Source organism: Butyrivibrio sp., from assembly GCF_024699075.1.
This window is the reverse complement of the sequence record NZ_JAILQF010000014.1, coordinates 1-25,939: the sequence shown is the minus strand read 5'-3', so window position 1 is coordinate 25,939 and position 25,939 is coordinate 1. Positions and strand designations below refer to the sequence as shown.

Here is a 25,939-nt window from a genome sequence, read left to right as displayed (position 1 = left end):
TATCATAATGCTGGTGGCAAAATAGATATAGACTATGCCTTGGAGAAGCTTTTGAAAGAAGGACTTCGGATGCCGGGAGCAATGTGCGGACTGTGGGGAATATGCGGAGCGATAACATCTATAGGAGCAGCTCTTTCTATTATTGATGGTACAGGACCACTTTCTGAGGATGGCACATGGGGAGATCACAGGGCATTTATATCAAGCGCCATAGGAGAGCTTGGCAAGATAAATGGCCCAAGATGTTGTAAAAGAGATGCTATGATTGCGTTCAAACATGGAATAGAGTACGTAAGGCAGCACTTTGGTGTGCAGATTGAATATGAGAAGCAACACTGTGAGTTCTCATCGCAGAACCAGCAGTGTATCAAAGAAAGATGCCCGTTCTTTGGATAATGGAAAGCTTTTGGTTTCGGACGATTTAGAAATTATGGAACTTTGAATTCCAGCATAATGTGGTAGTTATTTGCTTCACAAGCGGTGCATAATCTGAATAAAAATACAACAATACAATATTAACTTCCCCCTATAACTCTATTAAAAATATGAGTTATGGGGGGAAGTTGTTGATTCAGCCGGATTCTTTTTGCCTAAAAATGAGAGATTAATAGAAAGCTTTGTGAAAAGGCATGTATAAATTCAGAGAGCACGGCTGCTGACAATGACGCTGTTACAGCGCGACAGAGGATATATCCCCATAAGCTACGAACAGTCATACAACATCGTTCCAGTCAGGCAGGGGGGTCCCATTCTTTACGGCTTCGCTGACCAGAGTGTAAAAGTGAATCTTTTTCTGAAGGTGGGCAAGTCCCGTCTGGAGTGCTGCCAGTGATTCCTGCGTCCTGACTTCCTGGGACTTCATCATCTCAAGTATCTTTTCAGAATTTACTGCCATATCCTTTTCATATGAAAAGAAAAGCCTTATATCGTCCAGAGGTAGAAGGGCTTTCTTAAAGCATTCTATGGCACTTAGACGGTCTATATGAGAATCATTGAAAAATCTGCGTGAATTTACATGTTCAACATTCTCAAGTAAACCGATTTTTTCATAGTATCTTATTGTCGAAGCAGGCAGATTAAACTGCTTTGACAGCTCAGTGATGGTATATGTCATGATTCCTCCAAAAATATTTAACTACAATAATACGATAAAACAACAGTATGATAAAAAGTGCTTGAGTTAAAGTTAACTTCAAGTTGTATGATTTATAATATAGAACAATTTCGATATATGCAAGTGGGGAAAGCATACATAAAAGATGGCAGAGCAGAAACAGTAACTAAAGCGTTTTATAAGTCAGTGCCGGTAATGGTAGGATATATAATTTTTTCATGAAAGGTGGTCAGATCATATGGTAGATGTTAAAGGCAGATGGGCTCTTATTACTGGTGCAAGTAGAGGAATAGGTTTTCTGGCAGCAATCTTTATGGCTCAGAGAGGATGTAATCTTATTCTTCAGGGAAGAACTTCGGAGCATCTTGAAAGTGTTGTGAACAAGGCAAAGGAACTTGGTGTTGAAGCTGTTCCCATGGCATGTGAATTATCGGATCTTTCAGCAGTCGATGGAATGCTTAAAAAGATTGATGAACTTGGAGTAGATGTTGATATTATTCTCAATAATGCAGGAATTCAGATCGCATACAGAACTGAGTATCTTGAAACTCCTGTGTCAGATTATGAAGAGAGCTTTAAGATAAACACCATTGCACCGATGATGATCGCATATCATTTCCTTCCCGGCATGAAAGCAAGGGATTTTGGCAGGATTGTAAATACTACTAGCGGAATAAGGCGCGAACCTCAGCAGGCCGGATACTCAGCGAGCAAGGCTGCCCTTGATAAAGTAACAATGGATCTTGCATCTGTATATGATGGCACTAATGTAATGATAAATCTTACTGATCCTGGATGGTGCAGGACAGATCTTGGCGGACCAAGCGCACCGAATGCACCTGAAAGTGCACTTCCCGGAGTAGTTGTTGGAGCATTTGTTGATGATAAGAAGTCTGGAAGATGCTTTGGAGCATCAAATTTCTACGGAATGACACTTGAGCAGTCTGTAGAACATGCAGAAAAAAACATTCCGGCTTATTTGGGATCGTTTGATACTATAAACTAAATCATTATTTCAAAGGAGGGAAAGATGAGACTTGGTACTTCATCACCACTTGTATATGACAGTGGAGAGCATTGGGCGAAATACCAGAAGGAGCAGGGATGCAGCGCGGTGGTATTTCCTGTCCAAAGTAACGAACCGGAAAAGAAGATAATAGAATATAAGGAAGCTGCTGACAGGGAAAGACTCATGATAGCTGAGGTTGGCATCTGGAGAAATGCCCTGTCAAAAGATCCTGATGAGAGAAAAAAGAATAGGGATTACTGTGTGGAACAGTTGCGTCTTGCCGACTATGTGGGAGCAAGATGCTGCGTAAATGTGGCAGGAACGTTAGGAGATATATGGGATGGGGCTTACAAGGAGAACTTTTCAAAGGAGCTCCGTGATGAGACCATTAGCATGGCCCGCGAGATAATTGACAGGGCTGATGTGAAAAATACATATTTCACCCTTGAACCTATGCCCTGGATGATTCCCACAAGTCCTAAGGATTATGCTAAGCTTGTTGAAGAAATCGATAGAGACAGGTTCGCAGTTCATATGGACGTCATCAACATGATAAACTCCATAGACAGGTACTTTAATGCAGAGGAGTTTGTGGATGAATGTGCTGAAATTCTTGGCAGTAAGATACGCAGCTGCCATATCAAGGATGTTCACCTTGCAGAAAAATATACTGTCAGGCTGGAAGAATGTGCACCAGGTTGCGGTGAATTTCCGCTTAGGTACTATGTAACCAAGATGAATGAAATCGATCCTGAGATGCCTGTAATACTGGAACACTTAAGTACTGATGAGGACTACCTTAAATACCTCGGATACCTGAAGGAGAAGTTAAATGGACTATACCAGACTATCTGATGCAAATGTAATAACACAAAAGTACATGGACCGCCTGCTCATCGAAGCAAGGTATATAGACTCGGTTGTTGCTGACACAAGTATTGATTTTTTAGGTGATACTTTTTCAATGCCAGTCATGACTCCGGCCTTTTCACATCTTGGAAATTACGAAGGCAGGGAACATAACGGACTTGAGGAATACTCCATGGCTGCCAAAGAGTGCAATATACTGAACTTCTGCGGAATGATGGAAAACGACCAGTTTAAAAGAATCGTCGATACCGGTGCAAAAACAATAAGAATCGTAAAGCCTTACGCTGACAACAGTAAGGTAAAAGACCAGATGCAGTACGCAGAGTCAGTAGGAGCCTTTGGTGTGGGCATGGATATCGACCACATCTTTGGCGATAATGGCTATGATGTAGTTGTGGGTGAAGATATGTCATACCAGACAGCGGACATGCTAAGAGGCTATGTAGAAATGGTCAAAATTCCTTTTGTGGTAAAGGGAGTTTTAAGCGCCTCGGACGCGGTTAAGTGCGCTGATATCGGTGCAAAGGCCATCATAGTCAGCCATCACCATGGCAGGATTCCTTATGCAGCTCCGCCTATGATGGTTTTGCCGGAAATCAAGAAAGCCCTTGATGGACGTGGTGTAAAGATTATTGTTGACTGCGGAATTGCTTCCGGCGCAGATGTTTTTAAAGCATTGGCTCTTGGAGCAGATGCAGCGGCTGTAGGACGTTCCATGCTTCCTCCTCTTGAAACAGGAGGGGTAAACGGAACTCGTGACTTTATAAACCATGTAGGAGATGAGCTGAGATATTTGATGAGTTGTACCGGATTTGCAAAGGTAGCTGATATCGATGACTCAGTAATTCACTGCTTATAATATATGTAGAACTGTAATAAGCTGGTAATATTAGTGGTTATATCTGAATATGACAGAGACAAGTTATTGGGGGTTATAGCATCACATAACACAAATTCAAGAGGATTTCTGAGGATGATTCTTCAGAAATCCTCTTTTTTTCAGTGTTCGGATATAGTATCATCAAAGAAATAACTCATCGAAGCCTGACCCGGCCCTAAGGGCATACCGTAACATAACAATCAATAAGAGACTGACAGGCAGTAGTGATAAACAAGGAGGCAGATCTTATTCAATACCAGGTGTATATGATGATTCAGTATTCGAAAACAGAATTAAACAATTATTTGATTTTGAGTTTAGACGGTGGGATATAGAATCAATTACAAAAAATAGTATCTGTACGATCGAGAATACCAGAACATTAATTGAAAAAGCTCCATCAATAATCAAAGAAGTATTTATTGATGATTTTAGTGACTTGATTTATATACAGGATAATTATGACAAAAAAGATCTATCTAATGCGACACTCCATTCCTGAAAAGATAAATATCGAAACATCACAGATTCCGCTTTCAAAAGAGGGCATAGCTCTTGCCAAGTCTAAGAAAGAAGTTATGAAAAGCATTGATCATTGTTTCTCATCTTCATATAAAAGAGCTATAGATACCGCTAAGCTTATAGCAGACAAGGTTGTTATAAAGGATGAATTACATGAGAGGATCATTGGCGAGGCGTTCGAAGATTTCTGGCTAAAGCAGTATTTAGACCATGATTATCAAAATCCTAATGGTGAATCATTAAATGATGTTAAGAAAAGAATGAAAATTGCGATTGATTCAATTCTTAGAAAAATGCAAGATGGAGAATCCGCTATAATTGTTTCCCACGCGACAGCAATTTGCTCGTATTTATTGAATTATTGTGATATTACAGTAACAAATCCTTCTGACAAATCCAGAAAAATAACATATAAAGATGAAACTGTAATGGATGGAATATTTGCACCAACAAATTACTTTGAGATTGATTTTATAAATGATTCTATAGATTCAATATGTTTTCATTCATAGCAGTAACTTGATTTTAGGGCATTGAACCATAATATTCCAGTTGAACTAAGTCGCTGCGCCACAGCCTTGGCAGGCCGTCGCGCAGCGACTTAGTTCTAATGGGTATTTATTGGTGGAGGATAATTCGGATAAGTATGCTCAGGTAAGAATGATAGCGAAGATAAAAGATATTTATGAGAGTCATATTGATCCGGCTACAGGAAAAGTGTATGGGAGAGAGCTGGTAGCTGCTGATAGGGTAAAAGATTACCTTAAGTATTCTGATCGTGCAGGCAATGAAATGATTGATGATGCGGTACAACTTGCACAAGTAAGATATTTTCAAAAATAAAATCACATTCAAAATCTTGTATCTGAATAAAACACAGATAGAGGGTTTGTGCAACATCATTATAATAAACCTGTCCGTAATTCATGCCGTTTACCTTTACTTACACTGCAACTCCAACTCATCAATATACTCGTTTAACTTCTTTGTATCGGAAACCCTGAAGTAACTCTTCTCCGGTTCCTCTTTGCCATCTACTAAATAGTAAACTATTATGAAGCCGTGATCTTCAGTTTTTCCGGAAATTTCTTCTTCATCCGCAAAATTCTCATTAGCTACCGGCTGAAGTGAAACAATAGTGTCTTTCAGCTTATCATATTCTTCTCTTCCGAAGTCTCCTTGCTTCTGTTCGCCGTTTTCTGCAACAGTCAGACGAAACAGCTCCGAGTTTCTATAAAAGATCGCCGTACAAATCTTTTTAACCGTGGTCACATCTCCTAGCGAAAACCCGTACTGAACATCAATCCTGACAGCATTCTCCATAATCGTGTTAACTGCCTCTTTCTCCTGCGCTGTTCTCGTATCTCCGCATGCAACAAGCGACAGCATGAGCACAAGCACACCGATAATACCAACAAACTTTTTCATTTTTCCTTTAAACACTTCTTTTCTCCCTTTCAGTTGAACGAGGGTCACATTTGTGACTATCGTGTTTGTATCACATCTTGTATCTGAATAAAACACAGATACTAAATATTGTCTTTACTCTGTGGACCGCAGCCCAGTATGCTTTTAAATACTTTGATGACACTGATACCACAGCCGTTCAAGATCTCATTAGACAAACTCTTGCTCTCAAAAAATAATGTCACACTAATTAAATGGGAAAGTTACTTATCTAACCTTCCCATTTTTCCTTCCAAAATGAAGAATTTATCGAAACTTTTGTCAATATCCAGACAAGTTACTCCTCCCATCTGTTCAGTTATTCTGGATAATAGTTCATAAAACTACCATTCCACTTTTAAATCTCTTTTGTACTTATAATATGTATTTCTGCTAAGACCAGTAAGTTTGATACATTCTATATCCGACAGCGTTCCATTAAATGATTTGCTGTGCTTTAGGATAATCTCTTTTGCTGGAGCAGCTTTCTTAATAGTAAGTTTGTTACCTTTCCGTTGTCCAATCTGTTTGCCATTGAGCTTCGCTGTTTGAATTCCCTCTTTGGTACGCTGATGAAGATCTTGGACTTCTTTTTCTGCTTGGTCAAATGCTATACGAATCTGCCTTTCAGCAAGTTTCCGGAAACAGTTGTTAAGACCTTTAAAGATTTCATCTTCATCAGTCCCCTGAAGTTCAATCTTGTCCTTCATGTTTTCCGCATAAACAGCAGTGTCGATGTAATGCTCTTTTAGAAAAACAAGCTGTATACCTTTTTCGTACAGTTCAAAGTAAGTTTGTACGCCTTCATCAGCTGATCTGCTCATTCTGGACACGGAATCAAAAACAATAGTATCTCCAGACTTCACTTTTTTATGAAGCTTATTCCATTCCGGGCGATCCATCTTTGTGCCGGTAAAAGCCTCCTGCAGAATAACTGCATTTTCGTACTCTTTTTTTATATTTCTGATTTGGCGCTCTATCGATTGCTGAGGGCGACTGATTCTTGCATAACCATAAATCATTCGCTTTTCTCTCCCTTTGACCTATCAAAAGTATACAGTTCACTATGTTCTTTGCAGAGATATGATAGAAATCTATTATCCATACCTGCGTTATAGCAGTTCCAATTTTTAGCTAACGTATCATGTGCCACTATTACTTCAGAAAAATAGTCTTTTACCATCCCATATGCTATCTCTTTCAGATCCACTTCATATTTATTTGTAAATATGGATATAATACTGTCCATGTTTACTTCATAGAAAATGAATTTATCATAATTCTTTAATTCTTCCGAATAAGCACCCTTTTGCTTAATCATAACATCCCATAGGATACCTTCTAATTCTTCAACGATATTCCTGCTTTGGCCGACGTTTAAAGAAACAGTTTTCTTACCCTTCCTTACTCCTAAAAGAATCCAAACTCTTCCACCAAATGCGGAAGCTCTAATTACTGTATTATTAGAATAGTTACGGATTGCCAGTCTCTTCTCTTTGTATATGTCTGGTAGTAAAGACTCCCTTGTACTTCCCTTGCTTGATATGATTGATTGATCATATTTAGGAATATCTTTATTACTAATATCAAAAATTTTATAATCAGAAACTATAAACTCTTCGATATATGTCTTCTCAGTCCCAGAAGTATCTTTAAATCTTGATTCACTTTGGATTTTCATTTGATTTATATACCCCTTTTAACGTTTGTTAGTTTTGCTACTTAAATTATATATCGTTTTGGGATCTGTGTGTAATAAATTTGGTACATAATTTATATACATCAGATTTGATACTGTAATATTTGATTTTTGTCTTTGATCAGTTTTTTGATAATATATCAAAAACTGATAAGTGGGGAACAAAAATGGAGTATACAAATCTTAGAAAATTTCTGCAAAGCGATGGTTACATAAGGATTGCTCCAGAAGTTTTTATGAGGATAACGCCAACAAGGCGGGCAAGTGAAAAGCATTACAGACGTCTTGAAGAGTTTGAATAGTTAGGGTGTTAAAATTAACTGAAAAGCAGTATGACAGTATATATCTTCTTTCAGGAGAATTAGACTATCAGGAACAAACAGTCGGCAGAAACGGCCATATAATGCTATAATTGGGACATGTGAATCATATCTTGTATCAGAGTAAAGAAAATATTTAGTGTCTGTGTTTTATTCAGATACAAGATGTGATACAAATACGATAGTCACAAATGTGACCCTCGTTCAACTATAAGTAGTTAATAGTAAATCTCTATACATAGGAGGATTTTAAAATGTTTTTTGGACTTATTTTACCACTTATCACTGATATCTGGTTCTTTTGTATAATGACTGAAGATGTAGGCATTGATGCCAAGATAATGTTTGGAATATTTATAATGCCTATAATATCGAGAGCGATAAATTTACTTGTGTCTTTGTCATTCTTTGCCATGTCAACAGCCCTTATTTTTTATACTTGTTCAGGTTAAAGCCTTCCCTGCGTGCCATTTCAAGAAGCTGCTCATTGGAAGCATCCTCAGCATCGCACATATCAAGAAATCCAAGTCCGCCGGAAAAAGATGCACTTTGAATTCCATATTCATCAACTAAATCCCTGCGGAGTCTGTCGAAGTCGTAATAATCATTGTCATTACTTCGAAAAAATAGTCCCATAATCACCCCGTATCATTATGTAGAATAATCTGTTGAATACTTATCCTTTAGCAAATATCATTTCACCAATTGTTTTTCTATCCGTATAATAGTTCCCTGAAAGGCTTCCTTCACCGGATAATACCAATCTCGCAGTGCCAAAGTGAATTTCACTTCTATCTCGAAAACCAGCCTTTGGCTCATTAACATATGTATACACAAGTTCTTGTACACCCAAAATTGTCTCTACCATGGCAGCCACTGTTCTGCTTGTACTCTCATCTGTAGTCAATATCACATCTATTGAAAGATATGTCTGCCTTATTTCCAACGTTGCTGCTCTCTCAGTATTATCATAATTGGATATAATCTTTCCTTTATATATTCCTTTAAAGGACTTATCCCTTACAAAAGGATCCCATTGCCATCCCCATCTTTCATACAGCATTATAAGTATTGCCGCAACGCCTATTGCTTCGCCAATGTATCCAAAAACATCGTATGCCGATACCCCTTTAATTAAATCATTCCAAGAAACAATGCATCTTAGAATAAAAATCAAAATTGAAATCCACATAGCCTTTTTAATAAGGCTGTCTACTCTTTTCTTCACGATTATCAGCTCCTCCTAAATGTCATACTGATAAAATCCATGTAAATCATCGATAAATTTCGAATAATTTCCAACATCTATCGATGTTGGGCATAGCTTTTTTATCCCATTAGCCTCCTTATAAATATACAAATATGATTTATTCTGATAAAGATAATCTACTACATCATCAAATATGTACCTATAAATCCCATACTTGGTAAACAAATCATCTGGAACATTCCAAAGCAAAGATTCTAATCCAAAGGAAGATACTTTTCCAGCAGAGCCATAATGCAAATCTTCCATCATATATCTCATCTTCTTAATAATCCGCACCATCTTTTTGTAGTAGTGATCTGTATTAATGTTCTTCTTTCTTCCATTTATTATATGCTGCTTCGGAAAATTGTTTATAACCTGTCCATCGTCAGAAATAATAGTTATGCCTTCCGAATACGAATTATAGTTATCATTATCCGAATCATAAAAATAACGAATAGATATTGCAGGAACCACATCTGCCTGTTTTCTATATGAGTTTCCATCAACCTTAATGCTTTTATTATGCCTATGGACATTCCATGACGAGAAACATTCATTAAGAGCTCTTTGCACAGTATCTTTGAATCTCATGGCATCTGATTTATGTTCGAACCCTCCGACATATGGTGAAAATTGTTTTCCAAAAGCATATTCAAACATATCATGTCTCACTACCGCTATATCAACATCACTTTCACCACGGACACATGTATTATTTGCATAAGACCCCTGAACAAATATCTCGATATCTTCTGTAGAGTAGTGCTTCTTCATTCTTACTGAGTATGCATGCGAGCCCTCTGTAATAATCCCTACTTCATCTCCAGTCGTCGAATAATACCCTAATGGCTTAAGTGCATCCCTTATTGCCTTTATTGCATGCAAACACTTATCATTTTCTGTATCACTTAATGGCTGTGCCATTTGCTTAAGCTTTTCTTCTGTAAATTTCATTTTGTCAGTATCCTAATATGTCATTATAATCTAACCAGCAAGACCTTTTGCTACGTCCAGCAGTTTAGTGATTTCACTTATCATAGTGTCTTTATCTAATTTTGATCCCCAACTGATTCTAATGGCCTCTGAGAGCCTATCTTCGTCCAATCCCATAGCCTTTAAAACATAGCTTGGACTATAATCATGAGAAGTGCATGCAGAACCATTAGAAATTCCACAATATTGCTTTGATGAAAGCATAAGTGCCTCTGATTCAACTCCTGCAAAGCTAACATTGATAGTATTTGGCATACAATAGTCCTGCGATCCATTTACGTTATAATCAAGACCTGATTGCTCTATTAGGTCAATGACTGCATTCTTAATAGCAGTCAAAGAAGCATAGTTTTCCTTATACTCTGCTTCTGCTATTTCACATGCTTTCCCAAGACCAGCTACTAATGCAATTGGAGTGGTTCCGGGTCTTATCCCGCGCTCCTGCTGTCCGCCATACATTATTGCCTTTACCGGCGGAAGCTTATATCTTTTCTTTCTTAATACAAGTGCGCCAATCCCTTGCGGTCCCGAAAACTTATGCGCACTTAATGAAAGCATATTATATTTTAATTCCTTCAGTTCCGGCACAAGTTTTCCGCACGTCTGCGTTGCATCAACATGGAATAAAATCCCTTTTTCAGCAAGAATTTCTCCCAATTCTTTTACCGGTTGAATTACGCCAGTTTCATTATTTGCATGCATCAGGCTGACGAGCAACGTGTCGTCCCTTAGTTTTTTAGTTATTTCGTTAATATCTACTCTTCCATCTTCATTTGGGTTAATAATGTCAACTTCAAACCCCTGTTCTTTCAAGCTATTAACAGTTGAAAGAACAGCTTTATGTTCTATGGCTGAAGTAATAACGTGCTTTTTCCCAGTCGACTCAGCATATTCTTTTAACCCCAGAATTGCTATATTATTGCTTTCCGTAGATCCGCTTGTAAAAAATACCTCTCCCTTGTCGACATTAAGCAATCTTGCCACCCGTTCTCGAGCTTCCTCTACAACTTTTCTAGCATTTTCTCCATAATCATGAGTTCTGCTGTCAGCATTCCCATATGCATTCTTGTAGACATCAATCATTTCATTCAAAACGCGTTCATCAATAGGTGCCGATGCATTATAATCCAAATAAATACCCATTATGACTCCTTTGTAGCCAGTAAAATCAAATCGTCCAATTCCTTTATAAAATTAGTTCCTGATAAATAAGCGATACCACGCTCCAAATGAAGTTTAAAATACTTCGCCAATGTCGCATCATCTGTTGGTAATTTCATTTCTTGACACCATGCTATCATTAAAGCATCGTAGATATCACTATATTCTCCAGCAAATGTAAACCATGACATTTCGACGTTGCTATCCGAGTTTATTGCCACGTCTGTCGGAATAGTTCCTTCCCGCAAAGAATAACACAGCGCCCATCGACAAAGAATATTCCAATTTTTTATTCCAGTCTTTCCTTTCAGCCTTCCAAGACGATCTTTAGCCTGGCTTGACAGTTTTATCTGTTTAACAATCATATAACCTCACCACTTAAAATATCCCTTCACAATCGTTGTCTTTTTCTCAACATCATCATATTTAAGAGTAAATTCATCGCCGATTTTATTTTCCATAAGGCCATAATACTTCTCATCAATTTCTGAATCCGTTGACAAAATTATTGTCTGATCACTTGCCTTTGGAAAATATTTTTTTACCAAAGCAGCTCTATGAGCAGAATCCAAACGAGAAAGCGGTGTGTCAATAATTACAGGAAGCTTTTTCTTTGAATTAATCGCCAATGCCCATAACAATGATATTACCATCAACTGCTTTTCGCCAGCTGAAAGCCCTTTCTTCTCAACTTCATCACCATCAGCATTTAAATAATGCAAATCCAAAGTTGTACTATCCATCACAACTCGATCAATCAGCGTCTTCTTGTTCTCCAGCTTCTTATAACACTCGGTCATCGTAACTGCTAGTTTGTCTGTCTTTCTAGCCTGAAGGCGGGTCCTATATTCACCTAATATTTCTATAGCCATATGCGCATATTTCGCAGTTCTTTCCTCCTCATCAACGCTCTCTAATGATGACAGAATCGATTCTGCTTTTTTGCTATAGCTAGACTCTAAAGCTAAATACGTTCCATTAATATTTGTTCTCTTAGCCCGAAGATCCTCTACTTCCACCTCTTCATTAACAATTTCTTTTTCAAGCTTTTTTATATCCTTGAAAAGTTTTCCCAAAATTTTTTCATCAATCTCTACAGACAAGTAACTATCAATTTCATCAATCTTCCTTTGGTTTTTATCACGCATGGATTTTATAGAAACAGCTTTATTTATCGCTGCATCTATTGCTTCTGTCTCTAACGTAGAAAGCTTTGCAAGCGTTAAGTCTGACAGATTATATACTTCCTGTACTCGATTTTTTTCACCCTGCGTTTCAACATATTTCAAGAAAACCTTTACTGACTTATCAACCTCATTATCTGAAGCAAAGCTGTCATAATAAGTATGTATTTTTTCGACAGCAAGCGCATTCATCTTTTGATCTTGTTCTTTTGCTCCTGCTTTCATGATATTTTCTAATAATGGGCGAACAAGTGCTAACGGCAATTCTCCAGCTGTCATTTCAAGCAACTGATTTTGCGCAGATAGAATATTGGCATTTATCTCACTTCTCTGGCTTAATAGTTCCTCTCTCTGTTCAACTATGTCTCCACCATGATTTTTGTACTCACTGTTTTTCTTTTCAAGTTTTTCACGCAGAGCACTTAGCTTTTCTTCATGTTTAACTATTAACGCATCAAGATCCTCCAATTTTTTCTGAGCTGCATCCTTTTCGTCTCTTAACTCATTTAATTCCTTGAAATTCTGATTTTCACTTATACACTTACTTGCTTTAGTGATTATTCTACCCAAATCCGACTGAAGAACATCAAGCACCGATATGCCAAGCATGGCTTTAATTGATTCCTTCATCTGCTCATTGGTATCTTCTACAGCCAGCTCCGCAATTTTCTCACCATCAAAAAAGAAAAATTTGGACAACTCATTAGGCAAAATATTCTCGATAAACATTCCCCAATTCTCTGTGAGGAATGCATTATACTCACCGTTCTTATTTACAGTAATATTCTCGCGAACCCTTAATCCATTTGCATCCCATTCTCTTCGTACCTGGTATACCTCATCGCCCTTTTTGTCCATTTCAAACTCTATTTCAACATAGGTCTCTTTGGTTCCATCAGCCACATTTACAAAAGATTTCAGATATTGTCCATATGTCGAATATTTTCTGTCTTCGGTGTAAGCAAACGAATTAGCGCCATATAGTGCTAATAAAACAGCCTCCAAAAGAGTAGTCTTCCCTCGTCCATTCATTCCACCAATGAGGACAACCGGCTTATTGCCTGTAAATTCCATTGTATTGGTCGATGCATATACTCCAAAGTTATGCATGGTTAACCTTTTAATTATCATTCTTCATCATCCTCATCTTCCAAGTAATCATATTTTCCGTCCAGAACTTTTTCATTGTATTTACCGCCAAGATCCTTTTTCCTAATTGTTTGATCCAGGTAGTATTTAGTCGCATCTTCCTCATTTTTATAAAATGTGTGATGTATGCACCCTTCTAACTCAGCCAATACGCCTTTTCGTTTGTTTAAGTTATTAGATCGCTTCTCTGTATCAAGCAAGCTATATACCATTTCAAACGCCAACTCTTCCTCAGGATACTTTTCCGCAACTACGCCTTTTAAAATGTCCCATTCTTCCTTTCCAAAGGATTCGTTTACAATCCAATCCGGATCATCAAATGGCTTTCCCATTACATTTTCATAAATGGTAGGAAGCGTATCATCAAACTCATGCTTGTCATAAACCCATATTCTTCGAATATTACGCAGCTCCTCCAAGGTAATTAGTTCTAGATTTTCAAACTCCTCTGGGCCATTCTCATTGATATCTTTTTGTATCTCAAGTAGTTCCTCGAGCCATTGTTCTCTTATTTCTTTCTTATAAGGTCCATGATGTAATTGTTTATAGCTCCCCTGCAGATTCCCTGACATTTTACGAAAGCTTCTTCGATCTCTATCATGCTCCTCATCGCCAAATCGGTTTCTGAACTCTAACAACGGTGTCATCCATGCTTTTTCTTCATCATTTGCAATCATGGCTTCCATCGATTTGTCTTTTTCAACCATAGTACATACCCAGCATCCGAATCTGCTCTTTCCGCAGCTAGGCAAGCCTTTTTCAACCATTAGAGGGCATTCACCATCCGCCGTTGCCCCTCTATACAAAGTAAGCAGTTCTTTATTAGAATATCCCCAAGGGTTTTTATACTGCATGAGGAATACCCATACATCGTCATCAGACCATTCTGCCAAAGGTGAAAACACTAACTCATTAGCCAAAGTAGGATTTGGGCTAAGCAATTCCCTAACTCTCTTTTTTTCGTAATAAGCCATAGTCTTTGCTCTATTAGCGCTCTCTGCCTTTCTGGTGCCAAGAACAAGTATTATTTCTCCATGTTCAGCAATTTTGTTTTTTACAAAATTATTAACCGGTTGTATTTTTAACCTATCTGTGCACCAACGCAGCTTTTTCCTAGGAAATGGATATCCCCTGCCGATGAAATTCACCCAAAAAGTATTATCCCATTCTGGGGTCAATCTATGTGTCACGAATGGAAGCCCTTCTTTTTGGGCTGATTCATCCATGATCTTTAAAGACTTCGTAACCCAGCTCTCTATCACTGGTGACTCCACTAATGTATCTGTGTTTATAATATGCACTGGTTTTTTTAACTGTTTTTTATCCAATTCACGTAATGAAAACCATACCAACTGAAGAGTTGCAGTACTATCCTTTCCTCCAGAATATCCAATAACCCATGGTATATCATCTGCCAAGTACAGATTCCTTACTGTTTCCATCAATCCATCTACAACCTCTTTGGTTATAGTTATGCCTCTACTATTAACTTCAGTGCTTGAAAGTTGCTCACTCATGTCTCATGCTCCTAAATATTTATGCTTTCTTGAAATAATCGCTCTTTTTCCTGCTCCTCTTCAGTAAGGTTCAATCCAATTTCCTTCTTAATCTGGATCGCAGCAAGAGAAATAGCTTTATTACTTGTAATTATCTTTCCATCTACACGTATTATTCTAAGCTTCCACTGAGGAGCGCTTCTTCGCCAGTCTACATCCCTAAGCTTACACAAGAATTCTTCCATGCTTATTTCCGGATTGCTGATGAAAACATTACCTATTACTCCCAACGCCTGTATAACAACACCCTGTGTGATGATATAATTCTCTCTCAGATCTACTTTAGATATTTCGTGCTTATTAAGCTCTTCCCATTGTGTGATATTATTTGCAACCAGACTCCAATATCTTTTCAGTATACCTTCTGTATCTGTCGTTATTTTGACCCCACTAAGAATACGCTTATTAGCTGTGTAGAAAGTATTTAATGTAAATAGTTTTGAAGAATATTTTCCTAGAATATCCTTTTCTTTGTCTGTATATTCATCAAGAAACTTTACATAACTAACCACATTCCTGTTGATAACTGCTAATTCATCTCTTGAATCATATAATTCCGAAATGGAATTAGACGTTTTGACGGCATGCTTATTCAAGTCAGTAAAAATCTGCTGACTTCTTGCCAAGCCCTGATCCTCATAAAAAACGACAGATATAGTTTCATCTGCCAATGAGTCGTCCTCTTCAAGTGCATCAAGAATTGCTGCCTTCCTGTGCTGTCCATCATTAATTAAAAAACGTGCATCCATAGATACTTCCAAGATGCCCGTGCCCTTTCCATCCTTACTTTCATGGAACTCAAATTGACCATCAATTGAAGCCGCCAATGCAGAGAACACATAAGAATCCCTATTTTCAGTAATGTATTTACTTATTATCGGTATTCTTGATTCATTTAGCTTTCTCTGAGCTCTATACTCAGGGAGAACATATTCTTCCTCGTTTGGAAATAGTCTCGACAACATTTTCAAGGGAACCATCGCGATAAAATAATCACGCCCCGCCTGCCTACCTCGAACTACAGGAAATTTATAAGCAAAATCCATATTTCCTCCAACAAAAATGCTATACTTAAGTAGTATACTTAAGTATAGCACCCTGTACATACAAAGTCAATTTTGCTTCATTTCATTATAGAGTTCCCAAAACGGCTTATCTTTAAGATAAACAGGCTTGTTTACACCTATTTTTATGATACTATGATGTATTTTCAATCCTTTAATTCTGTTGAACAATGTCACGCTTTCGGCACTCTTAGCTTCTGTCTTGAAAACAAAATCCACATCACTTGTTTTAAGATCTGATACATTATGAACTATCCAAGTCAGTATATACTTTGAATAATCATCCTCTCCACTTCCAAAGTGTTTTAAAAACTGCGTAGATAGAATAGTTCCAACGCCAAACTCTCTACCCTCCTTAAGAATCTTCTTCAAAGAAGGGAATCCTTCGCTCATGAAATTATCAGCCTCATCTACAAGTATCATCTTGGTCAATTGCCTAAATTGTCCGTCCATTTTGCTGGATCCAGCTGCCTGCATTTGTGAATAGAACAAATCAAGTGTAATCGCAACAATCAAGCTTTGAATATCTGGATCATATCCAGACAAATCAATAACAACAACTCCTTTCAGCAGTTCGAAAAGCGATTTAGTCTCGCTTGGATTAGATTCGAATATTTGGAACATATTTAGCTTATCAAGAGCTGCCGCCAATGAATCACCCTTCTTTATTTCATCATCATTTACATACCTTTGATAAACTTGATCAAACGTTGGCGCTTCATTGTCCCAGGTTGAAGGATTTCCTGGATTAATGCCACACATGGAATATGTGTCCATTATGCACTGCAGCAAAGTTGCCTGCTGCTTAGGTCCAAGATTATAAACTTTTGATAGTGTATCTTTAAACGCATTAGCTGTATGTGTAGGTAACAAAGGCTTGAAAACCGATGATTTGGTCAGAGCTAATGGATTAAACGGCAGATGATATGGTTTATATATAGTAGCCTTTGTAGCATCTACAAAATCCTGCTTACTCTCGTTATAATCTCCCTTATAATCAAAGATCAGTATGCCTATTTCTTCACCAGCTATATTATCTGCCTGATTTCTATACAGCTGTGCAATCAAAGATTTGGTAAATTGAGTTTTTCCAGTACCCATTGTTCCTATAATACCGGTATTTGTATGGAAAAGCTGGGCAGTATCATTAGGTCTCCAAATAATTTGTGAGCCATTCTGCTCATCAGTTCCAAAAAGAATCTTCATTCCTGGATCTGTACCGACTTCTGCCTCGCTTTCAGGAGCAGTACTATTTTCCGGTATTATATCTGCTTCTCCCGTGTTACCCGGATTATCATTACCTTGCTCCTGACTTACTTCGTTTTCCTCTTGTACCGTTTCTCCTGATTCATTATCACTCAACTCTGAAATATGTAACTTCGAAGTATCTCCAGTTAACTCATTCAAACTTTGATTTGAAAGAATCAGTAATTCACTATCATTTCTCTGAATGATATCCTGCTGAATTTCATCTACGCTTTTAAGAATAAGCCCAAATTCGTCTTTTTCCGGCACTTCAATAAAGTTTATTATGTCTTCTTTGAAAGAAGTTCTTCTTGAAACAACTCCCGTTCTAAAGGACAACACTGCTCCTTTTCCCAATAGTTCCTGGATGTCATTTGAAAGAATATACTCTTCATTCAGGAGTGCCTCTCTGAATGTATCTAAAACCACATCCCAATTCTGAGAATCATCCACATGATAAACTCTCATTTTTTTACAGCTTGTAATGATCATCTGCATCAAGAAATTGCGATTGACTTTCTTTAATAATTCATCGTCAAACTCACCGCAAAAAGCCTCGTTTAATCCATTTGCAGTAGCAGATGCTTGTACAAATGCTTTTTTAATTACATCATTGCCATTAATACCCGTTTTAACCTCTGTAGGATACAGATAAACCTTTGGCTTTTCTGCTGAACTATCGATACCAACGAATAGAATATCATCGGATGTTGGACCTTTTTCAAATCCAAGATTTTTAGCCGAAAGCACACCATCCCCTTGTGATAGACCAGCTCCGCCTGATACTCTTAGCATTTCCTCCAGCGATATCGGCACCCAAATGATATCCTTGTGGTGCAAAAAAGCAAGCATAAACTTAATTGCAGCTACTATACTTATCTTTTCTCTGCTAAAGTTGCTGTCCTTGGTAGCACGCTTTGAAGAAACCAACCTAAGAAGCCAGTCGCCATTTATTGCATTAAATAAATTGATAATTCCATGCACATCTTCTGTTGATGAATCAACTCCGCGAGTCTTCAAATAATCTTGAATGACCAGCGCATACTGCTTGGATTTATGAGTGACAGTAATAGCATCGTATCCGCTGCTTGTAGTGTATTGATCACTGTAATGAATAATCAAAAGATCACTATGTGCTTCTTTTTCACTGAAGAAGTCCAAATCAACTTTCGGATCCACAAATACAACCCAGTTGGATGCATCATATATTTCATCCATTTTATTCTCCGCTTTCTCATCAATCTGAGTTGAAATGCTGAGATCTTTATAATATGGATTTCCAGATGCCTCTACCTGTATTAGGGAATTATATAAGTTTGCAACCGAAACCAGTTTATTGTCAGGCGCATATTTTGCACCATATCCCGTTCTATATTTCGAAGAATATTTACTCGACGGAACTCCAGAAAGAATTCCACCAAGAGAAATGCCAGTTTCTATTTCTGACATCGAAGCCTGCTCTGAGGTTATTTCAGATTCCATTTCATAGAAAGAGAGATGCGCATACTTATACTCTTTCCCTGAATCTTCATGGAAATAGCATTCAACATTCTTTGAAAAGATTCCTTCAAGTGTATTCATGGAAACACCAGAAGCTATCTCAAGTTTTTGTTCATTCAAGTACTGTTTCAATAATCCATATTCTCTAATATTAGAAAAAGCATTATCTATTTTTTTATCAGAGTATATATGTATCTCAAACTTTATGAGCTGATCAACATCCGGATTCTTATTGATAGAGTGAATAAAATACTGCGCTATCCCTGTGAAAACCTCACTGCAATCTCCCATGTTAATCAGGTTGATTTTCAGAGTCTTATTATTGATATCATCAAAAATGTATCTAAAGTGCATAAGAAACTCTGTTATCTTTTCTTCTATTAAACGAGGGACAAATCTCCAACTTCCCCTATATTTTTTGTTTTCGACCGGAGCATAATATTTCCACTCCAAAGAATTGACCTGATCCGATACTTTATATATACTCTTTTTTCTCTTTATATATGGCAATAAATTCAGAGAATTAAGCCTATCTATCACAACATCTGTTGCTTCATTCATCCCTTTCTCTTGCGTCAATGCTATCTGATAAGCAACATTTATAGGATGAAACGGTGTTAATATTATCTCATCTGGCTTATTACCTATAGCGATAGTCCCTATATACAGTGCATTTACTTGTTCACTTGTTAGTGTAGAGCCTTCGCTAAGTGATGCATATAATGCAATAAATGCATCAATATACTTTTGAGCTTTTTCCAATAATTCTCCTTTATAATAAGCTAACGTAGGTATAGTCTTTTCATGACTTAACGCTGCTAAATATTCGTCATATGCCGCAATCAACGCACTATCTTGAAAAATATCGTCAGCTTCTACTTTTACTGCCTCTACATCATAAAAGCGCTTTACTTTTCCAACAGCAATTTGTTCATCAATCATCTGCTGCTCAACGCGAAGTTCTCTTAAAAGATTCGCTTTTGCAAAGTATTCCTGTGTATCGCTGTATATCTTATCATCAGAAAACTCGAAACTACATTTCGAAGAATATTTTTCCTTAAGAATAGTTCTTCCAGTAATTTCCTTACTCTTGCTCTCGTCAGGGAACATTATGAACGGAACATCTATACCGGCAAAATCAATATTTACTTTGATTCCTGTCGCATAGTTAGATAATTCATCCTCTGTTGAATGAAGATGAAGTCTCTGATTATATGCACAAAGATATGATTCGTTATCATCTAACTTGGCCTGTATAACCTCAGGAGCACTATCATTAAAAATTAAGTCTGTCCCTATCCCAGATAAACGAATTCTGATATCTGATTTTTTGTGGAAATCCAGAGTATAGCAATGCTTAATAACAGACAACATTGATATGGCCGGCAAATCCACAGTACATATTTTAAAAATATAACGTATTTCATTTACAGAATCATAAAGTTCAATCTTACAAAAATCTATCCCAGCAGATTCCAGGCAAAATATAAAGTCTCTTCCATCCTTATCATAGTGAAGCCCGCCATCTGTAATATCGGTACTAAATACTCTGGCGTTACAATTAAACCTTATATGGAGCTTTTCCTTTTTTTCGGGATTAAATATTATAATATTCTTCTGCCGTCTTTTAGCTGTTTGTGAACCCTCATTTCTAGCAATCCAGCCTGTACCATAATCAAAAACATCTATGGGCATATCCCCATATACTGAAATATCCTCTGTATCTATCTTTAAAGGATTTTCCAGCTTTGATTTATGCTTTTCCAGCTGTGAAAGCATTTCTGCGTAAGTAAACAAACGAGTCCAGTTTTCCGGATCTTTTCTCTGCTCAGATTCTATTCTGGTAATGAAGCCATCATCAAAATCCTTCGCGAGATCTACCGAAGCATTTCCAAACCTAAAGCTTCTATCAATCCGCTCAAATAATACGTTATTCTCCTTTATCTTCTTGTCAACAGCTGCCTGCCCCTCGTTGTAATACTCTGTTTTTCCATTTACGTAAAACAGCCTGAATCCTGCAAAACTTTCTTTTTTAATTTCTCCCGCACTCATAATTGCAAGCAAATCACGATATTCATATAACGAAGCTTTATCACTGAATACATCTGTATCTCTTCTCTGTAATTCATAATTCAAAAGTCTTTTTTCTACCGGTGTTAATTGCGTACTTTCATCAACCAACCCCTGAATCTCTCTCATCAGTTCTTCCCCATAGAAAGGCATACCATTAGCCGACATGTTTTTAGATCCGCTTATGGCACTATCTATAGGTGATGAAGAAATCATCAGTATTGGTTTCTGAGCGCTATTAGCCGCATTTCTCAGAGTCGCACATAAGAAGTCACTTGTCATGTTTATCTGCGGCGCAATAATAAGTTCATCATTCATCAGTTTAATGGTATATGTCGTGTACTCCGTTCCATTGGCACTAATGTATTTGAACTCTCCAAGATTACCTTCAGCTTGAACCAATTCTTTTAGTACATCTGCAACATGAACCACCATTTCTTCTGTATCAAGTTTTAGGCAAAAAGTCTCACCCCTCAGGAGCATTCCTTCTGAGGATGCCGACTGAAAATAACTATTAATTCTTTTGGCTATAAAATCATAAAATTCTCTTAACATACTGTGCATCCCCACTATCGCTCTTCTTATCAATCAGGTTGAGTTTTGTGAAAAAATCTTGTAACAGCCCTTTTGAAGTAGTGTCAAGATATACTCCTCTCAATTCGTACTGTTTATATAATTCATTCAAACGTATTTTTTCTTCATTTCTTAATGCTAGTTTTGTCAAAAAAATTATATCGCGTTCTGTAAGATTCAATACCAGACCTGATTTTTTACGATTCTTCACAAACCGTGCTTTACAAAATTCTGAGAATTTTTCAGCGTAGAACTGGCTTGCCCTGCTTCTATCTGTCTCATTGAACTGTAACAAAACGCATTCAAACAGATGTCTTATTGCTGAATCCGTTTTGTTTGCTCCTGGAATATTGGAGATAGTATCAAATTTTTTGCAATCGCCTATGTATGATGTGTATACTTGCTCAGCACGTTTTATTTCATTTGCAGTTTCTTCATCAATAGCCTCATTTTCATCGGCAAGATTCTTGAAGTCTATGTAATCCATCATCTTCCCGTCATTTTGGTTAAGTATTTCTAAAGTAATTGCATGACTGAACATTCTTGATATGTTGTTTGATAGTTTATCCCAACCATCTGTGCAGCAGTGTCTGTTCTTACTTACCTTTTCCCAATCTAATGCATAATATAAGGTCTCAAGTTTCCCATGGTCGCCATTTCCGAACTGATCCAACGTCAAAATACTTTGAGATGTATAATAGAAATAGTAAAAAGCCAAAAGATTTGAAATATCATCTATAGATGTCATTCCAGACTTGAGCATAAATTCAAAATCACTTTTAAACTGATCTTGAATACTATTTTTTATCTGATAATATTTAGCCTCTTCATTTGATGTATCAGACTCCCTTGTCTCAATTGAATCAACAACCATCTTTTCCAAAACATTGAAAGGATATTCCTTCCCCGCATTTTCGATATTTAACTTATCATTTTCATCTAGTCCTAACACACAAAATAAATAATCCGCTATTCTATCTGCGCTTTTATTTTCGACTGTTATTTGATATGGATATAAGCCTATATTATTGGCTTGAAAATTATCTCCTTTAAAAAATAGTGCACGAATAATATCCTTAAAATATTCGATATCCTCTTCATCATCTATTTGCACTTTATCTAATACACACTGGCAAAGATCATCAAAGCTTAAGGCATCTGTCGTGATACCAAGAGCCTTTCTGAAGAATCCACTGATTACTTCCGAAAAATCATACACTATTGGAGACGCTTTCCTTGTTGCTGCCTTATATGGATATAATTTAAAGCACTTATCCGGAACATGATTAAGCCTAGCAGAATCCTCAGACTTTGCGCCGGAATCCTTTGCCTTAAAATTGATTTTGAATAATTCTTCATCAAAATGATATCCAGCCATCACTTCACCACCTTAAATTTATAAACACCAAATTTTGTTTTTTCCAACACAGCCTTCTGACCGGTTTCAGAGATCACTGTCAAATACTTGTCTGCAGACCCCGTTTTAAGTATCTTTGTAATAAAACTTATAAAGTCAGCATGATTATTACGATCTTCCGCAGTTTGCACATATCCTTTTTTGAGTTTATTAACCAACTCGTATAATGAAAAATCTACATCAAGTCTTATAGGATTATTATGCCCATCTTGAAACTCTACGATAATGTATGGCAAAAATCTTTGCAGATTGTCATCATTGTTTTCTTTAGGTATATTATCTAAATATTCCTCAAAGTCTATATTTTCATATAGCTCAAGTCCCTTATGCTGGTCATCAATACATATATTGCCTTCAGATTCATTTCCACACCAATTAGTCACTGCTTCTTCAATATCAGAATACAGATTACTTAGCTTTGAAACTTTCCCGGCATTATAACTGTATAAATCTTCAACGTACTTTTGAAAAACTTTATCAGTGTCTTCCGCTGATGATATGGCACTAATGCGCACAAGGACATTGAACAATTTTGATTTAAGAGCTCTATCCCCATTAATTGCATCTATAGCGTCTGTGCTTGACAGTGTTTCTAAGAATGGAGAATCCACCAGCATTTTCTTTACAGTAGCTGAAACATCTTCCGCAACATAGTATTCTATCGCCAAATCATCTGCCTCTTCACTCCTGCTAAGAAGCGGATCGTATTTTCTTGTCTTATTCATGATTGTTGTTATGTCAACACTATCAAACATAATGGCAGGCATAATACAGTCAAGAAACTCTTTTAAGTACTTTGATGTATTCAAAGCGCTCTTCTGGAACTTTGTGAATGAAAAATTCTGAGGTACCAGAATATCATATATGTAATTTAATAATTCTCTTGTTGTGAGAATCTCTTTTTCCCTAACGATTACATTTACAAGGAGTGATGCAATATATTCTCGAACTCTTTTATCTGCAAAATATTCATAGTTTTTCTTTACCGGACACTTTGCACTCAGAGGACATGCTCTGCAATCCGTGTTGTATGAATCATAGAAAGGATTCCCATCACTATTATTAGCCACCTTCATGAACAATGCTTCTATATATTCAGGATTAAGTCCATCCTTACCAAGTAGAAACATATGATAGTCCGAAAAGCTTATATACTGAAATGCACTGTTAGGGTCGTACCCATTTTCATTGACCTTGGAAGATAATATATTAGAGCGAAATACATAATCTTTAAGCACAGTAAACTGTGAGGCATATTCAGACTCTATAAAATTGCTTAACACACCAAGGTTTATCGCAAGAATAATGTTTTTTCCTTCATTATTCAGATTTTCATCTTTAAATCCAGACAGTACCTCGTAAAGAGTCTCTATTGCTGTCTTGTCAGGCGCATTACTTTCTGTAGCGTCATTATAAACAATATAGTCATCCAATAATTTTTCTGAATCTGAGTTTTTCAGATACGAGAGCAAATGCGATTTTCCGTCTCCGGCACTACCACACAAAAGAATTAAGGTTTTATTTGAAGAAGCATTCACTTCACGAAGAATAACCTTTAAATCCTCTTCTGCATTTCGAACTACATGCATGTACTCTTTAAAGGAATCAAATGAATCCACATTATCAATAGAATCACTTGATGACTTTCTAAGTCTATTTAGATTATCAATGAATTTACATTCGCTCATATGTTTTATCCTATTTCTTTATTGTTCTAAAATTTATGAATTGGAGTCAGTCTTAATATATTTGCCTGATCTCACTCTTGCATCGCATGGCTTTTCAGAATCACTCGGTATTAGCCAAGTTTTCCCTTTTTTTATAACTCCCTCTATTCTTCCCTCTACACAAAGCACGCCTATTCTCCTAGATGTGATACCCCATTTTTTAGACATTTCTACTGTTGTTAAATATTCCATACATCCATCTCTTTCACTAAAACATGAGTTATATCCTGACATTTTATATTATATTCACTTATCGGAACAAAATCAATTAATAACTTATTTCTACATGACTGAGTTTTTCATTTTCGTAAGCAGGGCACCTCGGACCCTCGGCGCGTTTTTGCTTGTTGGTGGTCATTCCCCCAATCCCCCTGAACCTCGTTATCACTCGGAGCTACTCATCAACAAAGTTGACGCTGGAAGAATATTTCCATAAACGCAAAAAGAGGGGCAGCTTCACTCTAGTATAGAGTGAAACCGCCCCTGTTCTTAACGAGTCTGTTCTGTTGTCTTCTGCTTTTCAGCCTGATCTTTCTGCTCCTCAAATTTGAGGAATAGATCAACATTGTATTTTGCCATCTGTATATCTTTCATTTCCTGTTTTGCCTGCCGGTACTCGGCATAGGTCTTTTTCTTTTCCTGAAGAACTTCGCTGTATTCCTGATTCAGTTCTTTGATCTTAGGAAGTTTACCCTCGATTTTGGAAAAGGCTTCCTTCGCAGCTTTGCAAAGAGTGATAGCTTCCCTGTGCTCTTCAAAGAACTTTTTGCTATAACCGCTCTTACGATATTCAGCATAAGTGTCCTTTGTCTTGGAATAGTTTATGATGTGCTTTTTCAGTGCAGCTATCTCAACAAGTCTTGCCTCAAGAGCTTTCTGCTTATCAGTGATTTCTCCAAATCTCTCTGATGTAGCCTTGGCTTTTTCAGCAAGTTCATCATAATCTCTGAGACCATGTTCTTCAAGAAGCAACAGCGTACTGACGAAAATGTTTATGTTAAACCTAAGCCAAAGGTGGATATGCTTCTTGATATCCAGGCTATGATAGCCAAGGGAAAAGGACCAGGCTATGAACGCTGGGCTAAGGTTCATAACATTAAGCAGATGGCACAGACACTTCTGTTTCTAGAAGAACATGGTCTCAGAGATTATGACGAACTTGCTGAAAAAGCCAAGGCTACATCAGAG

The 25,939-nt window shown here is 37.1% G+C and carries 25 protein-coding genes; 8 read left to right on the top strand and 17 right to left on the bottom strand.

The features are described 5' to 3' along the window. Positions 1-396 (top strand): DUF5714 domain-containing protein (locus K6G87_RS00510; RefSeq protein ID WP_296832394.1); only part of this gene is annotated, 396 nt, incomplete at its 5' end. A 316-nt stretch (positions 397-712) separates the two neighbouring features. Here the strand turns inward: K6G87_RS00510 and K6G87_RS00505 are convergent. Next, positions 713-1,114, bottom strand: a complete 402-nt coding sequence (locus K6G87_RS00505) for a MerR family transcriptional regulator (protein WP_296832391.1) — start codon at positions 1,112-1,114, stop codon at positions 713-715. A gap of 238 nt (positions 1,115-1,352) precedes the next feature. On the opposite strand from K6G87_RS00505, the gene K6G87_RS00500 reads away from it, so the two are divergent. The 5 genes from K6G87_RS00500 (at position 1,353) to K6G87_RS00480 (ending at position 5,238) form a co-directional block, all read left to right on the top strand. Beyond that, positions 1,353-2,120, top strand: coding sequence for an SDR family NAD(P)-dependent oxidoreductase (locus tag K6G87_RS00500; protein ID WP_296832388.1), 768 nt, complete (start codon positions 1,353-1,355; stop codon positions 2,118-2,120). 24 nt (positions 2,121-2,144) lie between these two features. Further along, complete coding sequence (locus K6G87_RS00495) at positions 2,145-2,978, top strand: sugar phosphate isomerase/epimerase family protein (protein ID WP_296832386.1); 834 nt, start codon at positions 2,145-2,147, stop codon at positions 2,976-2,978. Then, positions 2,956-3,852: an alpha-hydroxy-acid oxidizing protein gene (locus tag K6G87_RS00490; protein ID WP_296832383.1), complete on the top strand. Its 897-nt coding sequence runs from the start codon at positions 2,956-2,958 to the stop codon at positions 3,850-3,852. Before K6G87_RS00495 ends, K6G87_RS00490 begins: the two co-directional genes overlap by 23 nt. Positions 3,853-4,334: 482 nt before the next feature. Beyond that, the gene (locus K6G87_RS00485; RefSeq protein ID WP_296832381.1) at positions 4,335-4,907 is read left to right on the top strand and encodes a histidine phosphatase family protein; all 573 of its coding nucleotides are present in this window, start codon (positions 4,335-4,337) and stop codon (positions 4,905-4,907) included. A gap of 109 nt (positions 4,908-5,016) precedes the next feature. Further along, on the top strand, positions 5,017-5,238 hold the full coding sequence (locus K6G87_RS00480; protein WP_296832378.1) for a hypothetical protein: 222 nt from the start codon (positions 5,017-5,019) through the stop codon (positions 5,236-5,238). Between the two features lie 96 nt (positions 5,239-5,334). On the opposite strand, the gene K6G87_RS00475 is transcribed toward K6G87_RS00480, so the two are convergent. The 3 genes from K6G87_RS00475 to K6G87_RS00465 form a co-directional block, all read right to left on the bottom strand. Next, on the bottom strand, positions 5,335-5,838 hold the full coding sequence (locus K6G87_RS00475) for a hypothetical protein (RefSeq protein WP_073389553.1): 504 nt from the start codon (positions 5,836-5,838) through the stop codon (positions 5,335-5,337). Positions 5,839-6,185: 347 nt separating this feature from the next. Next, positions 6,186-6,863, bottom strand: a complete 678-nt coding sequence (locus K6G87_RS00470) for a recombinase family protein (RefSeq protein WP_296832370.1) — start codon at positions 6,861-6,863, stop codon at positions 6,186-6,188. After that, a complete protein-coding gene (locus K6G87_RS00465) occupies positions 6,860-7,522 on the bottom strand; it encodes a hypothetical protein (RefSeq protein WP_296832368.1) in 663 nt (220 codons plus the stop codon). The genes K6G87_RS00470 and K6G87_RS00465 overlap by 4 nt, the downstream gene beginning before the upstream one ends. 185 nt (positions 7,523-7,707) lie before the next feature. Between K6G87_RS00465 and K6G87_RS00460 the strand changes: the two genes are divergently transcribed. Both K6G87_RS00460 and K6G87_RS00455 read left to right on the top strand, forming a co-directional pair. Further along, positions 7,708-7,842, top strand: a complete 135-nt coding sequence (locus K6G87_RS00460) for a hypothetical protein (protein WP_296832366.1) — start codon at positions 7,708-7,710, stop codon at positions 7,840-7,842. 272 nt (positions 7,843-8,114) lie between these two features. Then, positions 8,115-8,312 carry a hypothetical protein gene (locus K6G87_RS00455; protein ID WP_296832364.1) on the top strand — a complete coding sequence of 66 codons (198 nt, stop codon included), beginning with the start codon at positions 8,115-8,117 and terminating at the stop codon, positions 8,310-8,312. On the opposite strand, the gene K6G87_RS00450 is transcribed toward K6G87_RS00455, so the two are convergent. From K6G87_RS00450 to K6G87_RS00390, 13 genes are all read right to left on the bottom strand, one after another. Then, positions 8,287-8,496, bottom strand: coding sequence for a hypothetical protein (locus tag K6G87_RS00450; protein ID WP_296832360.1), 210 nt, complete (start codon positions 8,494-8,496; stop codon positions 8,287-8,289). The two genes, K6G87_RS00455 and K6G87_RS00450, sit on opposite strands and share 26 nt — an antisense overlap. A 40-nt stretch (positions 8,497-8,536) precedes the next feature. Continuing rightward, positions 8,537-9,088, bottom strand: a complete 552-nt coding sequence (locus K6G87_RS00445) for a hypothetical protein (RefSeq protein WP_296832357.1) — start codon at positions 9,086-9,088, stop codon at positions 8,537-8,539. Between the two features lie 15 nt (positions 9,089-9,103). Continuing rightward, entirely contained in the window at positions 9,104-10,066 is a 963-nt protein-coding gene (locus K6G87_RS00440; RefSeq protein ID WP_296832354.1) for a nucleotidyltransferase domain-containing protein, read from the bottom strand. A 30-nt stretch (positions 10,067-10,096) separates the two neighbouring features. Next, on the bottom strand, positions 10,097-11,248 hold the full coding sequence (locus K6G87_RS00435) for a cysteine desulfurase family protein (protein WP_296832352.1): 1,152 nt from the start codon (positions 11,246-11,248) through the stop codon (positions 10,097-10,099). Next, complete coding sequence (dndE, locus tag K6G87_RS00430; protein ID WP_296832350.1) at positions 11,248-11,631, bottom strand: DNA sulfur modification protein DndE; 384 nt, start codon at positions 11,629-11,631, stop codon at positions 11,248-11,250. The genes K6G87_RS00435 and dndE overlap by 1 nt, the downstream gene beginning before the upstream one ends. A 6-nt stretch (positions 11,632-11,637) precedes the next feature. Beyond that, positions 11,638-13,581, bottom strand: coding sequence for a DNA sulfur modification protein DndD (dndD, locus tag K6G87_RS00425; protein ID WP_296832347.1), 1,944 nt, complete (start codon positions 13,579-13,581; stop codon positions 11,638-11,640). Continuing rightward, the gene (gene dndC / locus K6G87_RS00420; RefSeq protein ID WP_296832344.1) at positions 13,578-15,116 is read right to left on the bottom strand and encodes a DNA phosphorothioation system sulfurtransferase DndC; all 1,539 of its coding nucleotides are present in this window, start codon (positions 15,114-15,116) and stop codon (positions 13,578-13,580) included. The genes dndD and dndC overlap by 4 nt, the downstream gene beginning before the upstream one ends. An 11-nt stretch (positions 15,117-15,127) precedes the next feature. After that, positions 15,128-16,201 carry a DNA sulfur modification protein DndB gene (gene dndB / locus K6G87_RS00415; protein ID WP_296832342.1) on the bottom strand — a complete coding sequence of 358 codons (1,074 nt, stop codon included), beginning with the start codon at positions 16,199-16,201 and terminating at the stop codon, positions 15,128-15,130. Positions 16,202-16,267: 66 nt separating this feature from the next. After that, on the bottom strand, positions 16,268-21,589 hold the full coding sequence (locus K6G87_RS00410; RefSeq protein WP_296832339.1) for a helicase HerA domain-containing protein: 5,322 nt from the start codon (positions 21,587-21,589) through the stop codon (positions 16,268-16,270). Next, complete coding sequence (gene dptG / locus K6G87_RS00405; RefSeq protein ID WP_296832334.1) at positions 21,570-22,985, bottom strand: DNA phosphorothioation-dependent restriction protein DptG; 1,416 nt, start codon at positions 22,983-22,985, stop codon at positions 21,570-21,572. The genes K6G87_RS00410 and dptG overlap by 20 nt, the downstream gene beginning before the upstream one ends. Continuing rightward, on the bottom strand, positions 22,985-24,712 hold the full coding sequence (dptF, locus tag K6G87_RS00400) for a DNA phosphorothioation-dependent restriction protein DptF (RefSeq protein WP_296832331.1): 1,728 nt from the start codon (positions 24,710-24,712) through the stop codon (positions 22,985-22,987). Before dptF ends, dptG begins: the two co-directional genes overlap by 1 nt. A gap of 33 nt (positions 24,713-24,745) precedes the next feature. After that, on the bottom strand, positions 24,746-24,943 hold the full coding sequence (locus K6G87_RS00395; RefSeq protein WP_296832328.1) for a DNA-binding protein: 198 nt from the start codon (positions 24,941-24,943) through the stop codon (positions 24,746-24,748). 297 nt (positions 24,944-25,240) lie between these two features. After that, on the bottom strand, positions 25,241-25,723 hold the full coding sequence (locus K6G87_RS00390; protein ID WP_296832325.1) for a hypothetical protein: 483 nt from the start codon (positions 25,721-25,723) through the stop codon (positions 25,241-25,243). Positions 25,724-25,939: the final 216 nt, after the last annotated feature.

Bases quoted from the DNA above. Each gene is read 5' to 3' on its own strand.
- K6G87_RS00505 (WP_296832391.1), bottom strand. From the start codon at position 1,114: ATGACATATACCATCACTGAGCTGTCAAAGCAGTTTAATCTGCCTGCT.
- K6G87_RS00500 (WP_296832388.1), top strand. From the start codon at position 1,353: ATGGTAGATGTTAAAGGCAGATGGGCTCTTATTACTGGTGCAAGTAGA.
- K6G87_RS00495 (WP_296832386.1), top strand. From the start codon at position 2,145: ATGAGACTTGGTACTTCATCACCACTTGTATATGACAGTGGAGAGCAT.
- K6G87_RS00490 (WP_296832383.1), top strand. From the start codon at position 2,956: ATGGACTATACCAGACTATCTGATGCAAATGTAATAACACAAAAGTAC.
- K6G87_RS00485 (WP_296832381.1), top strand. From the start codon at position 4,335: ATGACAAAAAAGATCTATCTAATGCGACACTCCATTCCTGAAAAGATA.
- K6G87_RS00470 (WP_296832370.1), bottom strand. From the start codon at position 6,863: ATGATTTATGGTTATGCAAGAATCAGTCGCCCTCAGCAATCGATAGAG.
- K6G87_RS00465 (WP_296832368.1), bottom strand. From the start codon at position 7,522: ATGAAAATCCAAAGTGAATCAAGATTTAAAGATACTTCTGGGACTGAG.
- K6G87_RS00460 (WP_296832366.1), top strand. From the start codon at position 7,708: ATGGAGTATACAAATCTTAGAAAATTTCTGCAAAGCGATGGTTACATA.
- K6G87_RS00455 (WP_296832364.1), top strand. From the start codon at position 8,115: ATGTTTTTTGGACTTATTTTACCACTTATCACTGATATCTGGTTCTTT.
- K6G87_RS00450 (WP_296832360.1), bottom strand. From the start codon at position 8,496: ATGGGACTATTTTTTCGAAGTAATGACAATGATTATTACGACTTCGAC.
- K6G87_RS00440 (WP_296832354.1), bottom strand. From the start codon at position 10,066: ATGAAATTTACAGAAGAAAAGCTTAAGCAAATGGCACAGCCATTAAGT.
- K6G87_RS00435 (WP_296832352.1), bottom strand. From the start codon at position 11,248: ATGGGTATTTATTTGGATTATAATGCATCGGCACCTATTGATGAACGC.
- dndE (WP_296832350.1), bottom strand. From the start codon at position 11,631: ATGATTGTTAAACAGATAAAACTGTCAAGCCAGGCTAAAGATCGTCTT.
- dndD (WP_296832347.1), bottom strand. From the start codon at position 13,581: ATGATAATTAAAAGGTTAACCATGCATAACTTTGGAGTATATGCATCG.
- dndC (WP_296832344.1), bottom strand. From the start codon at position 15,116: ATGAGTGAGCAACTTTCAAGCACTGAAGTTAATAGTAGAGGCATAACT.
- dndB (WP_296832342.1), bottom strand. From the start codon at position 16,201: ATGGATTTTGCTTATAAATTTCCTGTAGTTCGAGGTAGGCAGGCGGGG.
- K6G87_RS00410 (WP_296832339.1), bottom strand. From the start codon at position 21,589: ATGTTAAGAGAATTTTATGATTTTATAGCCAAAAGAATTAATAGTTAT.
- dptG (WP_296832334.1), bottom strand. From the start codon at position 22,985: ATGGCTGGATATCATTTTGATGAAGAATTATTCAAAATCAATTTTAAG.
- dptF (WP_296832331.1), bottom strand. From the start codon at position 24,712: ATGAGCGAATGTAAATTCATTGATAATCTAAATAGACTTAGAAAGTCA.
- K6G87_RS00395 (WP_296832328.1), bottom strand. From the start codon at position 24,943: ATGGAATATTTAACAACAGTAGAAATGTCTAAAAAATGGGGTATCACA.